Raw genomic sequence first — 13,755 nt, forward strand, 5'->3', positions numbered from 1 at the left:
AACTTGGAGATTAAATCATGACTCAACACCAACCGATGGTCAATCGCGTGGCGCACATCGCCAACCTGGACTTGGTCGCCGTCGCTGCCGAGAAACTGCTGTCGCGTGTCGATGGACTACCCGGCATCGGCGTGATGTACGGCGAAGCCGGCCGCGGTAAAACCATCGCCTGCAGCGCTCTGGCAAATCAGACGCGAGGGTACTACGTGCAGATGCGCAGCGCCTGGAACCGCAAGGCTTTGCTGGAGAAAATCCTGTTCGAGATGGGCATCAAGCCCGCGGGCACGATCCCGAATCTACTCGACCAGGTGTGCGAACAGATCGCCGCCAGCCGCCGCCCGCTGATCATCGATGAATTCGACTTTTGCCTGCGCTCCGACGGCCTGATCGAACTGGTACGGGACATCTACGAGGGCAGCCAGGGCACGCTGCTGTTAGTGGGCGAGGAAACCATCCCGCAAAAGTTGAAGCGCTGGGAGCGTTTCCACAGCCGGGTGATGGCCTGGATCCCGGCCCTGCCGGTGTCGCTGGCCGACGCAGAGTTGTTGGCCCCGATCTATTGCCCGAGCGTGAGCATTGCCGAGGATCTGCTGGCGCGCCTGGTTGAGGTGGCGCATGGCTCGGTGCGCCGGGTGTGCGTGAACCTGACCCGCGTCCATGAAGAAGCCATGATGCTGGCCGAGTCCGAAATGACGCTGGCCAAGTGGGGCGAGCGCGACCTGTATACCGGCGACGCGCCGAAACGCCGCGGGGGCCTGTGATGACGCGCCCCGCACCGATGATCAGCGCCGGCGGCCGCGGCAGCTTTCAGCGGATCTGGGAGGCGATCCGCGCGCGGCGCGACGACTTCACGCTGCTGCTGATTTACAGCGACACCGAGGCCAGCCGCGGCGGGATCCTTCACTACATCAACGCCCTGGTCAAAGGCGGCTACGTCGAACGCATCAATCAGCGCATCCGCAACAACGATCAGCAGCACTTCCGCCTGATCCGAGACTGCGGCATCGAGTACCCGCGTTTAAACGCCAAGGGGGAACCGATCCAGCGGGATCTGGCCACCGAGGCGATCTGGAGAACCATGCGCATTGTCGGCGGCGAGTTCTCGACGCGCGAACTGGCGGCGCTGGCCAGTACGCCGGAACGCCGCGTCGCCCACACCACCGCCAGCGTGTACATCGGCCAGTTGGTCCAGGCCGGCTATGTGCTGCAGACCCGGAAACGGAGCAAGTCCGGCCCGCCGCGCTATCGCTTCCTGTCGCAGCGCTACACCGGGCCGCGTCCGCCCGTCGTCGGCCGCAACGCCTACGTGTACGACCCGAATTTGGACCAAGTGGTGTGGGCTGAGGAGATCAACCATGACGACCTCTGAAACCCGTACTTACTGGCTGGACTTGCTGCGCGCCGAGGCCGAGCGCACAAGCATGCGCTCTGTCGCCGCGCGGCTGGGGTACAGCCCGACAACGATCAGCCTGGTGCTGTCCGGCAAGTACCCCGGCCGGCCCGACAAGATCGCCAAGGCCGTGATCGAACTGCTGGAACAAGCCGTGGCTTGCCCCTACCTCGGGCAGACCATCGCCGCCGACCTCTGCCGCAGCCATGCCACCGGCCCGGCACCGACTCACAACCCGCTCAAGATGGCCCACTGGCGCGCATGCCAGCAGTGCCAAAACCGCCGCAAAGGAGACTGACATGCATGCCGTTCAAACACAGATCTATTCCCCGGCTCAGCGTCAATGCGTCAACGAAGTGATGCTCGCCGCTGCGCTGCGCCTGGCTGGAGCCATTGAAGAACTGACCGCCCGCGGTTTTACCGTGCTGCGCGTCGACTTCACCCCGGCTCGGCCGACCATCACCGTGCTGAAAGACGGCCGGTGCCAAGCGCTGATTGAGTCCGGCGAAGCGGCTTACTACTCGTTCGGGCGTGAAGCGCATTTCGGCCCCTATCGCGCTGCGCAGTTCAAGTGCGAAGGCTGCCGGGTGGTCTGGTCTGAACTCGAGTCATGACGCAGATCGAGTTGGACGCGGCCACCAAGCAGCGCCTGGCCGACGAAGTCGAGCGTCTGGTGGCGATGGGGAAGACGAGGAAGGAGGCGCGACAGATTGTTTGGCTGGACTACCAGGACGAGCTGGCGGCCTTCACTACCCCAGCCCCACCTGAGCCAGTCCAGCCGGAGCCGGCCCCACCCGACACCCCGGTGCCGGAGCCACCGGAACCTCCGCCGCCGCCCGCCGTAACGACGCCAGCGCGCAAGTTCTGGCAAGCAGCAGATGAACCGGCCCTTACCCCGGATTGGTTGAGCCGGAACCGGGTTGAGCTGGCAAAAGTGAAGCGATTACTGAGGAGCAAGACATGAACACGATTCCGCAGGGCTACAAGCAAGACGCCAAAGGGCGCCTGATTCCCATCGAGACCATCAAGCCCATTGACCTGGAGCGCGACCAGCTCGTGGCCGAGATCATCGAGAAAGCGCAAGTGGTGAGCCAGACGCTGGCCACGTTCAAGGAAACCGTCTTCGCCGACATCGGGGCGTTTATCGAACTCTCCGCCGAGCGCTACGACGCCAAGCTTGGCGGAGCCAAGGGCAATGTCAGCCTGGTCAGCTTTGATGGCCGTTATATGGTCAAGCGTGCAAACCAGGACACGCTGACATTCGACGAAGGACTGCAGGCCGCCAAAGCCCTGATAGACGAATGCGTACATACCTGGACCGAGGGTGCGCGCAGCGAACTCCGCGCGCTGATCAACGACGCATTCAACGTGGACAAGGAAGGCAACATCAGCACCGGCCGCATCCTCTCCCTGCGCCGGCTCGACATCCAGGACGAGAAGTGGCAGCGCGCGATGACGGCGCTCAGCGACTCGGTGCGGGTGCAGTGCTCGAAGTCGTATATCCGCGTGTATGAGCGCGTCGGCGACACCGACCAGTACCGCCAGATCCCTCTTGATATTGCGGGGGTGTGAGATGGCCGATCTGATCGTGAAATGCGCCCGTTGCCGTTACCCACATCGTGAGACCGAGCGCATCGGCCGCCCGACGGAACTGGGGGACGTGTTGGCCTGCCCTCGTTGCGGTGCCCATTCGTATTACGACATGACGCCGCAGGTCGCCTGGTGCTGGGCCTCGGGCCTGATTGAGTGGGGCGACCAGGGGCAGGAGCCAGAAGGCGGCATCGTCATCGCCCGCGGCCCGAAATGCTCGCTCAAGTCCATTCTCAACGTGGTGGCGCGGCATGGCTTTCAGCACGGAGTTCTGTTGGTGCCGGGCGTGCCGGAAGCGGCTGACAAACGTGCGGCGGCAGATGCGTTGGACCAGTGGCTGTCCTGGTGCGCAAGCACCTCTCACGAAGACGTCGTGTTTGTGACGCCTCCAGAGAAAGCTTTGGGAGGTGCCGCCGCATGACTGCATTGGAAAAGCAGCTGCTTGATGCGCTGCAGTATCTGTATCTCGGCTATGTCCAGACTCTGGAGGCGGGCAACGACAGAATCACCTCGCTGGGTGGTGATTGTGACCCTGTGGATTTTATGGAGGAGCGCAATACGTACTTGCGTAACGCTCGCTCAATCATCGCCGCCACCAATCGCGCATTTTTATCACAGCACACGGATGACCTGGCAGTGGACAAGTTCGCCACAGCGATGAAGGTCAAGCTTGCCGCAGCACGCGATAAGGGACGCAGTGGCTGGGACGACCCAGCGCAATGCTCTGTCGAGTCCCTGGCGCAGTTGCTGGTCGGCCACCTAGAGAAAGGCAATGCCGGCAACTTCGAGGACATAGCCAACCTTTGCATGATGCTGCACCAGCGTGGAGCCGATCCGGCTGTGTTGGCTGCGCCGCAGCCGGCCCAGGTCGAACAGCAGACGCCGGCCACACCGACTCAAGAGGCCGGCCTGGCGGCCGAGGCGAAAGGGGGCGAGTGATGGCCATCGTCCACGAAGAAACCAGCCACGATGATCTGCCGGTAACCATCATGGTTTCCGAGCGCACCAAAGGCGAATTCCGTCCGCCTTGGGAAATGATCGATCTTGAGTTTGATAGCTTCCAGCGCCTTACCCCGACACAACTGCGCCAACTCGGCAGATGGCTCATTCAGGAAGGAAAGCGCATTGGCCGCGAGTACAAGTCAAACGGCGCACCGAAGAAAGGAGATGCCCAATGAAATTAAGCAAAGAGCAGAAGCAGGAGTTGGCCGCCGCGCTGAGCCACCCCTGGGGCGGGTTCGCCTCCAATGCGATGGCTATCGAGTGGATTTGGTTGTTGAGCGCAGCAAAGGCATGAGCTATCGCGTTGTCACTTATGTGAATGGCAGCTGGCAAGGCAAGTGGATGTCCGCCAAGGAAGAACACCCTGAGCAAAAGTTTCTACGCAAGTCAGTGCGCCCGCTGGTCAGCCAGAAAAAACGGGACGACATGGAGAAGGCCGTAGGCAAGCGCTGCTTCAAGAAAATGTGTGCTGAGGATCCGTTTTGGACCGCGACCGTAACCGGCTATTGCGTCACCTGGGCCAGCGGCAAGGCTGCAATCAACCATCTCTGCAAGGTCTGCGACTCAATCGAGATCCTTGCGGAACAAGCGGCATAGAACCCGGTGTCGAGCCGGCGCTTGCCGGCTCCGCAACGCGTTTTAACGGAGTGACAAATGAACCGCAACCCCGCCCTGGCGAAGATCCACATCGCAAAGAAAGAACTGGCCATGGACGACGACACCTACCGCGCCATGCTGCAGAGCATTGCCGGCGTGTCGTCGAGCAAAGACCTGACAGTTGCTGGCGTCAACAAGGTGTTGGCCCATCTCAAGCGCTGCGGCTGGAAGCCGAAGATCGCGGCCAAGACCGGAAAGCGGCCCAGCGTGGGGCGGGATCGCAAGGCGCTGGTGGGCAAGGTCGAAGCGCTGCTGGCGGAAGCCAAGCGCCCCTGGGCCTACGCCGACGCGATGGCCAAGCGCATGTTCACGGTGGACAAGGTGGATTGGCTGGATGCTGAGCAGTTGCAGAAGCTGGTGGCGGCGCTGACTTACGACGCGAAACGACATGGGAGGGACGTGAGATGAAACTGGACGACGTGAAGCACTTGTTGCCGGAAATGGCCCAGCTGATCGCCACTTTAATCGGCCTGCCCAAAGCCGCTCGCTTGATTGACGTCTGGGGCGGCACTACATTCCCCGTGAGCAAGAACAAGCGGCGTGAAGGCCAGATCCGCTACGAAGCGCTGGCGGAAGTTGTGGGCGTCGAGGCCGCCGATAAGCTCACAGCCCATTTCGGCGGTGAAGTGCTGGCGATCCCGCGCTGCGCGGTGGCGATGCGAGAAGTGCGTGACCGGTTGATCCGGGCCGAGTTCGACGAACTGACCCGCGAGCACCCGGCCGTGCATGCCGTCAACCAGCTTGCGCGCAAATACCAGATGACCGAGCGCAATGTCTGGATGGTGCTGAAAAAGGTGGACCAGATTAGCGAGACACCGCAGGGCAAGCTGTTTTAGGATGTCGGCATTCCGGTGAAGCGAGGAAATGTCATGACGCGTTATCTGTCCATTCTGTTGGTGGCTTTGTTGTTGCCGGGCTGCTCAAACGGAGAAAAAGAAAAAATGACTCAGCTGGAGACTGAGAATAAACAGCTGAAGTCCAAGCTTCAGATCTTGGAATCTGAGCACCCTTCTATTGATCTTGAGAAAATCCAAAAATTTGGCCGTGATAGCTTAGGCAGTACTCTTCCCGACATTGATCGAGAAGGATTTTTGACTTCCAGGGCGGCGCTTGCTGGGGTAAACAGCGCTTATGATGCAATGGAAAAAGTGACCCTGGAAACAAACCTAGAAACAATCTTGAAGCCTTTGTATGTGTTGGAAGACATGTGGCCAGCGCATATGAGCACAGCGGCAGAGAAAATAGACCCTGTGTTCCGGTCATGCAGGAATTTGCCGACGCTCGCACGAATGAGCGTTGAAGCCGCCCAGGGCAAAATGCCAGATGTAGCTGTAAAGCTTGATGAACTGGCGAAGCTGATCAGGTTTCAATGCTCGTTTGCTCTGAGCGGTGCCGTATTGAAGAGCCAAGAAAAGAAATAGCACTGATCGTTTTCCACTGAAGCCCCTCACAGCGCCCCAACTGGGGCGCTTTCTTATTCTGGCGGTGTTCTCCATCAATGTGATGGGCTTCAGCGAGAAGGATACCGCCGTCATGGCAAGCCGAAAAATCGAAGATCTGCACCCGGACTTGCAGCCTCTGTGCCGCGAGTTCGTGCGCCGCTGTGAAGCGGCAGGGGTCACCGCTCTGATCACCACCACCTGGCGCTCCGGCGCGGAGCAAGACGAGCTCTACGCCCAGGGCCGGACCAAACCGGGCCCGCGCGTGACCAATGCCCGCGCCGGCCAGTCCGCGCATAACGCGATGATTCAGGGCAAGCCGGCCGCGCGCGCCTTCGACGTGGTGCCAACCATTGGCGGCAAGCCGATGTGGGACGCCAAACATCCGCACTGGCAAGTGATGGGCAAGATCGGAATGGAGCTGGGGCTGAACTGGTACGGCCGTCCCAATGCGCCGTTCCGCGAGTTTCCCCACTTCGAACTGGCTAAGGGGTATCAGTAATGAGCCTCGGCGACTTGTTTAAGAACCCCGCAACAAACCGGTTGAGCCACAGCAAATTGTGGGCGAATGTGGCATGCGCGTCGGCGACCGGCATGTTTATTCATCTGGGCGTGATGGGTGCGTTGACGCCAGAGATCTGGCTGATCTACCTCGGCGTCGTGGGCGGCTACTCGGCCGCGCGTAGCTGGATCGCCACCCGTCGCGACAACACCAAAGGGGGCAAGGATGCTTAAGCTCGCGCTGCGCCTGGTGAGCTGGGGGCGTCGTTTGCTGTCGCCGGCCAAGGTCCAAGCCCCCGCCGTTCAGCCGCGGCCCATCCCCAGCGCCGCGCCGGTCTGCCTCAGCTGGCCGATGCCTGGCCGAAAGTCCGGCGTGGCGGCGATCCGCCGCGCGGCCAGGAAGGCGCGCAAACAGCGGAGAACTCGCCATGTTTGATATCCGCCCCTTCATCAAGCCCTTGGCCATCACTGCCCTTATTGCCCTGGTCTGGGGTACTGGCTTCTATTCCGGCCAGAAAGTCGCGTCAACCGCTGCCGCCAGCAAGCTGCAGGCTGTCCAGCTCTCTCACGAGCAAGAGCGGTCCCGCGCGGCTGATGCCAAAGCCGGCGAGCTGGCGACCGCGTTGGCCGGCCAGCAGAAGCTCGCAGAACAAGCCAACAAGCTGGGCTGGGAGCTGCTGCAAACCCGTTCCCAGTTGGCTACCACCCAGACCCAACTGAAGCAAAGGATTGCCGATGCGACTCAATCTGATGGTGATCGTTTTACTGGCCTCGGCCCTGGCGGCCTGCGGCTCTACAGCTCAGCCCTCGGCTACCCCGAGCGTAATCCGGGTCTGCCCGCAGCCAACGCCGGAGATGCTGCAAATCCCGGTCAAACCGGGGCCGCCGGTGCCGGGCTACAGCCGGCGGACTTGATCGCCCACGCCGCCGACTATGGCGCGTGGTGCCAACAGCTTGAAGCTCAACTGGGCACCCTGGCCCACCTTCATGGAGGTGCCACGACTAAATGACGGACATCTTCGACCAGGCGCAAGAACTGGAGCTGCGCCAGCGCGAGCAGGCGCTGGCACGGCAGGCGGCACAGCAAAAAACCGGCACGAGCCTCAGTCATTGCGAAGACTGCGGCGACGCGATACCGGAAAAACGCCAGACCTTTGTCAAGGGCTGCACCCGCTGTTTTGAGTGCCAAACCATTCACGAGAGGATCAATGCCAGATGAGCGACAACAACGAAGTCACCCGCGCCCTGGGGCGCATCGAGGGCAAGCTGGACATGATTGTGACCAGCCAACAGCAGCAGAACGAACGGCTGGACAGCATGGATGAGCGGCTGCGCCACGTCGAGCAACAAGCCGCAAAGGCCGGGGCGATCAGCGGCGGCATCGTGGCCGTCGGCACCGCCATTGCAGTCGAGGTGGTTAAACGGGCGTTGACGTAATGGCGCATGCACCGGAGACCCGCGACAAAGTCAGGCGCCTGTATGTGTTTGACCGCATCGGGCTGGAGGTGGCGGCGCTGCAGTGCGATGTGTCGATGTCTACAGCCAGCCGCTGGAAGCGCGAAGCGGCCGAGGCCGGCGACGACTGGGACAAACTGCGCGCCGCGGCGATCCTGGCCGGCGACGGCATAGAGAACGTCGCGCGGGCGGCGCTGACCGGCTTTTTAACGCAGTACCAGACGACGATGGACGCGATCAACACCAACGGGGATCTGCCTGCTGAAAAGAAGGTCGCGATGCTGGCGAGCCTGGCCGACTCGTTCAACAAGACCGTGGCGGCCAGCCGCAAAGTGTTGCCGGAAACCAGTCAGCTGGCGACGGCCATGGACGTGGTGCAGAAAATGGCCGCGTACATCCGCGACAACCACCCGCAGCATGCTGCGGCCTTTGTCGAAGTGTTGGAGCCGTTCGGCAACGAGCTGGCGAAACTGTATGGGTGACGAGATCCAGTGCTGAACAATGAGTTGTGAGAGACCTAGGCAACGCGTGCGAGGACTCAACGCACTTGGCGGTATCGGTAATGGTCTTTGATATGGTTTGCTAGAAAACTGCCCTTAGATCTTGAAGCCATCAGGCGTTGATAACGGTCGAACGACACACTGAAATACTGGTACACGTGGCCGTTTAGGAACTCAACCTCCAAGGTGAAAGTTGCTTCATCGTAACCAATTGAACGGATCGTCGAAGATGAAACCCGAGTTCTTTCCATTGTCACTTCCTCGCTTTCAAGCCATGTCGAAAGCGGAGATTATCACCCATTTTGAATGTTATGAATTCAGGGACACGCTCGGTCATCCGCTGGTCAACTGCGAAGACTTCCTGGTCTTGCTTGATGAGTTTATGGCGGGTTTGGTGAAGCCATGAGCCAGGTATTCACAACCAAGGAATTCTTCGACGAGCTGCGCGAACTCTCCGCGCAGCTCAAGCGCGATATCGAAGCGCACCAGGCCGGGCTGGACTCGTCGCCTGAAGCGATCAAGGCCCGACGCCGCAGGGTGCTGCGTGATGGCGATTTCGAGTTCTTTGCCTATACCTACTTTCCGCACCACATCCGCGGCACGCCGTCGTTGTTCCAGGACCATCTATGCAAGCGCTTGCCGCAGCTGCTGCGCGAGCCGGGCGGCGTGACCGAGTGGTGGATCGCACCGCGCGGCGAAGCCAAGTCCTCCCTACTGACCAAGATCGGGCCGACCTGGTGCGCGGTGCAAGGGCTGATGCAGCGGCCGGAAGTACGCAAGGAGGTGGGCTGGTCCGGCCCGCCGCCGCCCTTCATCGACTACATCATCCTGCTGGGCGCGGAAACCAAGTTGCCGACCAAGCTGCTGGAGGTAGTCAAGACTGAGCTGACGGTCAACGCGCAACTGGCGCTGGATTTCCCTGAAGCAACCGGCCGCGGCCCGATGTGGAAGGTCGGCGAGTTCGTCACCCGCACCGGGGTGAAAGTGGAGCCGTTCGGCGCGGAACAAGCGATCCGCGGGACGTTTCACGGCGCAAGCCGGCCCAAGCTGCTGCTGGGCGACGACCTGATCACCGACGCCGAAGCCAAAAGCCCGACCGAGCGTGAAAACCGCTGGAACTGGCTCGGCAAGGCGATTGACTACCTGGGGCCGCCGGACGGCTCGGTCAAGTACCTGGGCGTCGGCACGGTGTTGAACAAGGACGACCCTATCAGCCGGGCCAAGCGCACCATCGGACACATTGTCCACCACTTCCGCGCCATCGAGAAGCTGCCCACCCACATGGACCTGTGGGAGCAGTGCCATGCGCTGATGCTGAACGAGGACAAAAAGGCCGCGGAGGCCGCCAACGAGGCCGGCCGCAAACTGTCCGACGCCGAGCTACCGTCCTATCATTTCTACCTGGGCAACCAGGTATTGATGGATGCGGGCGCGGTCACATCATGGCCCAGCGTCCGCTCACTGTACTGGTTGATGCGGCAACGTGCCAAAAATGGCACCGCCTTCAAAACCGAGATGCAAGGCGATCCGCGCAGCGACGAAGACAAGGTGTTCGGCAACGTCCAGTTCTGGGTTCAGCGCATGCCGGACTGGACCATGTTTGGCGCGTGCGACCCGTCGATGGGCCGTGGCGAGTCGTCCGACCCGTCCGCAATCCTGTGCGGAGGCTGGGACCGGCATACCAAGATCTTGCATGTGGTCGAGGCCGAGATTAAACGACGAGTACCGTCGAAGTTATTGGCTGACTTGATCAAGGCGCAGCGCGAGCAGCGCTGCCAGGCCTGGGGCTTTGAGAACAACAACGCCTATGAGCATATGCGCCACACCATGATGCAGGACGCGTTGAACGCGGGCGTGCCGCTGCCTTTGGTCGGCGTGACGTCTCTGGCCGCGCCGGAGGTGCGCATCGACTCCCTGGAGCCGTTCATCTGCGACGCCTTCGTGCCGCGGATCCTGATCAGCCCGGCATTGACCAATCTGCTGGCCGAGCTGGACACCTGGCCGGAGCCGCAAACCAACCATCACTACGACGGCCTCAACGCGCTGCAGATTTTATGGATGATCGCGTCGACGCGCGGCAATGCCGTGTTCGAGTTCACGCCTGTGGCCCGTGGCGGCCGAGGCGAAACCGATAGCGAGTTCAGCGCCGGATCCGGCGCTTGGTAGGAGTGACAAACATGGCGCAAATTGTGGACCAATTCGGTCAACCGATTCAAAAAGAAGTCTTGCACGAGCCGCAGACCGCCCGCGTGGGCTGGGTTACGCGCGAGTTCGCCGAGCACCCGTCGCGCGGGCTGACGCCGCAGCGCCTGGCCCGGGTACTGGAGGACGCCGAGCAAGGCAACCTGGCCGCGCAAGCCGACCTGTTCACCGACATGGAGGAGAAGGACGGCCACATCTTCGCAGAGATGTCCAAGCGCAAGCGTGCATTGCTGACTCTGGACTGGAGCATCGCGCCGCCGCGTAACGCCAGCGCCGCGGAGAAAAAGCAGGCAGATCAGCTGCAGGAGTGGCTGGCGGACATGGCCGACTTCGACGACATACTGTTGGACTGCCTTGACGGCATTGGCCACGCCTTTGCCGCGCTGGAGATCGAGTGGCAGCGCCTGGGCAGCGACTGGCTGCCGCGGAGCCTGAAGCATCGCCCGCAGCGCTGGTTCCAGACCCTGCCGCACGACGGCAACGCGCTGCGGCTGCGCGACGGCTCGGCCGAGGGGGCGGAGCCTTGGCAGTTCGGCTGGGTGATCCATCGCCATAAAGCCAAGTCCGGCTATCTGAACCGCGCCGGCCTGCACCGCGTGTTGTCCTGGCCCTATCTGTTCAAGAACTTCAGCGTGCGCGACCTGGCCGAGTTCCTTGAGATCTACGGCTTGCCGCTGCGCCTGGGCAAGTACCCGGCGGGAGCCAGCAAAGAAGAAAAGGCCACGCTGCTGCAGGCGGTAGCCAGCATCGGTCACAACGCGGCCGGCATCATCCCGGACAGTATGCTGATCGAGTTCCAGAACGCCGCCAACGGCAGTCACGAACCGTTCAACGCGATGATGGATTGGTGCGAGCGGACCCAGTCCAAAGCCATCCTAGGCGGCACGCTGACAAGCCAGGCCGACGGCAAGACCTCGACCAACGCCCTGGGCGCGATACATAACGAAGTGCGCCACGACCTGACGGTCAGTGACGCGCGTCAGTTGGAAGGCTCGCTGACCCGAGATCTACTCTATCCGCTGGCGGTCCTGAACTTCGGTCAGGTGGATCCGCGCCGCATGCCGCGCCTGGTGTTCGATACCCGGCAGCCGGAAGACTTGAAGCTGTACGCGGACGCGCTGCCGTCGCTGGTGGGCCTGGGCCTGAAAGTGCCCACAGCCTGGGTCTACGAGAAGTTGGCGATCCCCACGCCCCAGCCAAACGAGGACGTGCTGATCGCGCAGCGGCCGGAAATGGCCTTGCCGCCGGAGCTGCGGCCGAAGGAGGCCAAGGCGGCGTTATCATACCGCGCGGTCCTGAGCAACGACAGGGGCGAAGTGGTGTATCCCGACCAGGCGGCGCTGGACGCCATTGAGTTGCCGGATCTGAGCGGCGAGGCCAATACCCTGCTTGAGCCGGTGATCCAGGCGCTGCGCAACGGCGCAACGCCGGATGACGCCGTCGAGGCGCTGACGGCGGCTTTCCCGCTGTTGGACGACGGCGCGATCAAGGAGATGCTGGCGCGCGCGATGTTCGTCGCCGATGTGTGGGGGCGCTTGAATGCCGACAGCTGACGCGGTCGATCTGAGCTACGCCATCGGCCTGCCGCCCGAGGAGGCCATCGCCTACTTCAAAGAGAAGGGCTACGCGATCAGCTTCAAGTGGCAGGACGTCTGGGCCGAGGCGCATGCGCGCGCGTTTACCGTGTCCGGCGTTACCCGGCTGGACGTACTGACCGATGTGCGCGAAGGGCTGACAATCGCGCTGGAGAATGGCGAAACCCTGGCCGACTTCCAAAACCGGCTGCAGCCGCTGTTGGAGGCCAAGGGCTGGTGGGGCAAGGGGCGCATCGTCGACGAAGCAACCGGCGAGATCCTGGGCAAGCGGCTCAACCCGCGCCGGCTCGAAACCATCTTCCGCACCAACCTGCAGTCGTCCTATATGGCTGGCCGTTTCCAGGAACAACTGGCCAGCGCAGAGTTGCGGCCGTACTGGGAGTACGTCGCAGTTATGGACAACCGCACCCGGCCGGCGCACCGCAGCTTGCACGGCCGCGTGTTCCGCTACGACGACCCGTTCTGGAGCCGCTTCTATCCGCCGAACGGCTGGAACTGCCGCTGCAGGGTGCGCACTCGCAGCGCACGGGACATGGAGCGTTTGGAGCTGCTGCCGTCTAGCAGCGAGGGGCGACTGGAAGAAGTGGATCAGCCGATAGACCGCGAGGGCAATACGCGGAAGGTAATCGCCTTCAACGACCCGGCGACCGGCAAGCGCTTCGTCGCGGATCCTGGCTTCGGCTTCAATCCAGGCGTTGCCGCCTATGAGCCGGATCTGAACCGATACCCGCCGGAGCTGGCGAAGCAATACCGCAAGTACAAGGAGGCCGCATGATAGACATCAAGGTGGACAACAGCGGCGTCCTCGCCGCGCTGCAGCGGCTGGAGAAAGCGGTCACGCACCGCGCGCCGCTGATGCAAGCCATCGCCGGCATCATGGCCGACGCAGTCGAGGAAAACTTCGCGCGCGAGGGCCGGCCGGCCTGGCAGGGATTGAAGCCTGCGTCCTGGATGTCGAGAGCGGGCGCGCTGACAAAACGCGGCCAGGTATCCCAGTCGCGCTTCGAGAAGAAAGTGCGAGGCGGCAAGATCCTGCAGGCGTCCGGCCGGTTGGCCAGCAGCATGACCCAGAGCAGCAGCAACGATAACGCGGTGGTGGGCACCAATGTGAAGTACGCCGCTATCCAGCAGTTCGGCGGACAGACCAAAGCCCACGAGATCCGGCCGCGCAACAAGCGCGCGCTGGCCTGGGCGGGAGGCCGGCATCCGGTGCGTAAGGTCAACCACCCCGGCAGCAAGATCCCGGCGCGCCCCTTCCTGGTGCTGGGCGACGAGGACATGCGGGAGATCGAGGCGACGGTAGAAGACTATCTGAGAGCCACCACGGGTGGTTGAACGCAAAACGAAACGCGCCGTTCTGGCGCAGTTTTAGCGGGCTGGGTGATGCGGTGTACGGCAGAACCACAGATCGTCGAAATTAAACG

26 protein-coding genes are annotated in these 13,755 nt (G+C 62.2%); 25 read left to right on the top strand and 1 reads right to left on the bottom strand.

What is annotated here, in order from left to right:
- Window positions 1–17 precede the first annotated feature (17 nt).
- From HQN78_RS03985 to HQN78_RS04080, 20 genes are all read left to right on the top strand, one after another.
- Window positions 18–761 carry an AAA family ATPase gene (locus tag HQN78_RS03985; RefSeq protein ID WP_107732742.1) on the top strand — a complete coding sequence of 248 codons (744 nt, stop codon included), beginning with the start codon at window positions 18–20 and terminating at the stop codon, window positions 759–761.
- A complete protein-coding gene (locus HQN78_RS03990) occupies window positions 761–1,369 on the top strand; it encodes a hypothetical protein (protein WP_235088069.1) in 609 nt (202 codons plus the stop codon). The genes HQN78_RS03985 and HQN78_RS03990 overlap by 1 nt, the downstream gene beginning before the upstream one ends.
- Window positions 1,356–1,688, top strand: a complete 333-nt coding sequence (locus HQN78_RS03995) for an XRE family transcriptional regulator (protein WP_235088071.1) — start codon at window positions 1,356–1,358, stop codon at window positions 1,686–1,688. The genes HQN78_RS03990 and HQN78_RS03995 overlap by 14 nt, the downstream gene beginning before the upstream one ends.
- A gap of 1 nt (window position 1,689) precedes the next feature.
- Window positions 1,690–2,004 (top strand): hypothetical protein, encoded by a 315-nt coding sequence (locus HQN78_RS04000; protein ID WP_107732745.1) that lies wholly within the window; start codon window positions 1,690–1,692, stop codon window positions 2,002–2,004.
- Window positions 2,001–2,354 (top strand): hypothetical protein, encoded by a 354-nt coding sequence (locus HQN78_RS04005; RefSeq protein WP_235088074.1) that lies wholly within the window; start codon window positions 2,001–2,003, stop codon window positions 2,352–2,354. The genes HQN78_RS04000 and HQN78_RS04005 overlap by 4 nt, the downstream gene beginning before the upstream one ends.
- Window positions 2,351–2,962 (top strand): DUF3164 family protein, encoded by a 612-nt coding sequence (locus HQN78_RS04010; RefSeq protein ID WP_081575566.1) that lies wholly within the window; start codon window positions 2,351–2,353, stop codon window positions 2,960–2,962. Before HQN78_RS04005 ends, HQN78_RS04010 begins: the two co-directional genes overlap by 4 nt.
- Window position 2,963: 1 nt before the next feature.
- Window positions 2,964–3,401, top strand: a complete 438-nt coding sequence (locus HQN78_RS04015; RefSeq protein WP_235088076.1) for a hypothetical protein — start codon at window positions 2,964–2,966, stop codon at window positions 3,399–3,401.
- Window positions 3,398–3,919, top strand: coding sequence for a hypothetical protein (locus HQN78_RS04020; RefSeq protein WP_235088078.1), 522 nt, complete (start codon window positions 3,398–3,400; stop codon window positions 3,917–3,919). The genes HQN78_RS04015 and HQN78_RS04020 overlap by 4 nt, the downstream gene beginning before the upstream one ends.
- A complete protein-coding gene (locus HQN78_RS04025; RefSeq protein WP_235088081.1) occupies window positions 3,919–4,158 on the top strand; it encodes a hypothetical protein in 240 nt (79 codons plus the stop codon). Before HQN78_RS04020 ends, HQN78_RS04025 begins: the two co-directional genes overlap by 1 nt.
- Window positions 4,148–4,579: a hypothetical protein gene (locus HQN78_RS04030; RefSeq protein WP_235088083.1), complete on the top strand. Its 432-nt coding sequence runs from the start codon at window positions 4,148–4,150 to the stop codon at window positions 4,577–4,579. Before HQN78_RS04025 ends, HQN78_RS04030 begins: the two co-directional genes overlap by 11 nt.
- 57 nt (window positions 4,580–4,636) lie before the next feature.
- Complete coding sequence (locus tag HQN78_RS04035) at window positions 4,637–5,047, top strand: gp16 family protein (RefSeq protein ID WP_235088086.1); 411 nt, start codon at window positions 4,637–4,639, stop codon at window positions 5,045–5,047.
- Entirely contained in the window at window positions 5,044–5,475 is a 432-nt protein-coding gene (locus tag HQN78_RS04040) for a Mor transcription activator family protein (protein WP_235088088.1), read from the top strand. The genes HQN78_RS04035 and HQN78_RS04040 overlap by 4 nt, the downstream gene beginning before the upstream one ends.
- 33 nt (window positions 5,476–5,508) lie before the next feature.
- A complete protein-coding gene (locus tag HQN78_RS04045; RefSeq protein ID WP_235088091.1) occupies window positions 5,509–6,060 on the top strand; it encodes an SIKE family protein in 552 nt (183 codons plus the stop codon).
- A gap of 112 nt (window positions 6,061–6,172) precedes the next feature.
- Window positions 6,173–6,580, top strand: coding sequence for a M15 family metallopeptidase (locus tag HQN78_RS04050; protein WP_235088093.1), 408 nt, complete (start codon window positions 6,173–6,175; stop codon window positions 6,578–6,580).
- Window positions 6,580–6,813 (top strand): hypothetical protein, encoded by a 234-nt coding sequence (locus HQN78_RS04055; RefSeq protein ID WP_235088095.1) that lies wholly within the window; start codon window positions 6,580–6,582, stop codon window positions 6,811–6,813. Before HQN78_RS04050 ends, HQN78_RS04055 begins: the two co-directional genes overlap by 1 nt.
- Window positions 6,806–7,015, top strand: a complete 210-nt coding sequence (locus HQN78_RS04060; protein ID WP_235088097.1) for a hypothetical protein — start codon at window positions 6,806–6,808, stop codon at window positions 7,013–7,015. The genes HQN78_RS04055 and HQN78_RS04060 overlap by 8 nt, the downstream gene beginning before the upstream one ends.
- Entirely contained in the window at window positions 7,008–7,589 is a 582-nt protein-coding gene (locus HQN78_RS04065) for a hypothetical protein (RefSeq protein ID WP_235088099.1), read from the top strand. The genes HQN78_RS04060 and HQN78_RS04065 overlap by 8 nt, the downstream gene beginning before the upstream one ends.
- Window positions 7,586–7,798: a TraR/DksA family transcriptional regulator gene (locus tag HQN78_RS04070; RefSeq protein ID WP_235088101.1), complete on the top strand. Its 213-nt coding sequence runs from the start codon at window positions 7,586–7,588 to the stop codon at window positions 7,796–7,798. The genes HQN78_RS04065 and HQN78_RS04070 overlap by 4 nt, the downstream gene beginning before the upstream one ends.
- Window positions 7,795–8,016, top strand: coding sequence for a hypothetical protein (locus tag HQN78_RS04075; protein WP_081575578.1), 222 nt, complete (start codon window positions 7,795–7,797; stop codon window positions 8,014–8,016). Before HQN78_RS04070 ends, HQN78_RS04075 begins: the two co-directional genes overlap by 4 nt.
- A complete protein-coding gene (locus HQN78_RS04080; protein WP_107732756.1) occupies window positions 8,016–8,516 on the top strand; it encodes a DUF1804 family protein in 501 nt (166 codons plus the stop codon). The genes HQN78_RS04075 and HQN78_RS04080 overlap by 1 nt, the downstream gene beginning before the upstream one ends.
- Window positions 8,517–8,572: 56 nt before the next feature.
- Here HQN78_RS04080 and HQN78_RS25770 read toward each other — a convergent pair whose 3' ends face one another.
- On the bottom strand, window positions 8,573–8,785 hold the full coding sequence (locus HQN78_RS25770; RefSeq protein WP_370646589.1) for a KTSC domain-containing protein: 213 nt from the start codon (window positions 8,783–8,785) through the stop codon (window positions 8,573–8,575).
- Between HQN78_RS25770 and HQN78_RS04085 the strand changes: the two genes are divergently transcribed.
- From HQN78_RS04085 to HQN78_RS04105, 5 genes are read left to right on the top strand one after another with little or no spacing between them, the layout of a single operon-like run.
- Window positions 8,764–8,940, top strand: a complete 177-nt coding sequence (locus HQN78_RS04085; RefSeq protein WP_235088103.1) for a hypothetical protein — start codon at window positions 8,764–8,766, stop codon at window positions 8,938–8,940. The genes HQN78_RS25770 and HQN78_RS04085 overlap by 22 nt on opposite strands.
- On the top strand, window positions 8,937–10,700 hold the full coding sequence (locus HQN78_RS04090) for a hypothetical protein (RefSeq protein ID WP_235088105.1): 1,764 nt from the start codon (window positions 8,937–8,939) through the stop codon (window positions 10,698–10,700). Before HQN78_RS04085 ends, HQN78_RS04090 begins: the two co-directional genes overlap by 4 nt.
- Before the next feature lie 11 nt (window positions 10,701–10,711).
- Complete coding sequence (locus tag HQN78_RS04095) at window positions 10,712–12,289, top strand: DUF935 domain-containing protein (RefSeq protein WP_235088107.1); 1,578 nt, start codon at window positions 10,712–10,714, stop codon at window positions 12,287–12,289.
- A complete protein-coding gene (locus tag HQN78_RS04100; protein WP_235088109.1) occupies window positions 12,276–13,106 on the top strand; it encodes a phage minor head protein in 831 nt (276 codons plus the stop codon). The genes HQN78_RS04095 and HQN78_RS04100 overlap by 14 nt, the downstream gene beginning before the upstream one ends.
- Complete coding sequence (locus tag HQN78_RS04105) at window positions 13,103–13,666, top strand: phage virion morphogenesis protein (protein WP_235088111.1); 564 nt, start codon at window positions 13,103–13,105, stop codon at window positions 13,664–13,666. The genes HQN78_RS04100 and HQN78_RS04105 overlap by 4 nt, the downstream gene beginning before the upstream one ends.
- Window positions 13,667–13,755 lie beyond the last annotated feature (89 nt).

Source organism: Chromobacterium sp. Beijing (assembly GCF_021496765.1).
GTDB lineage: Bacteria > Pseudomonadota > Gammaproteobacteria > Burkholderiales > Chromobacteriaceae > Chromobacterium.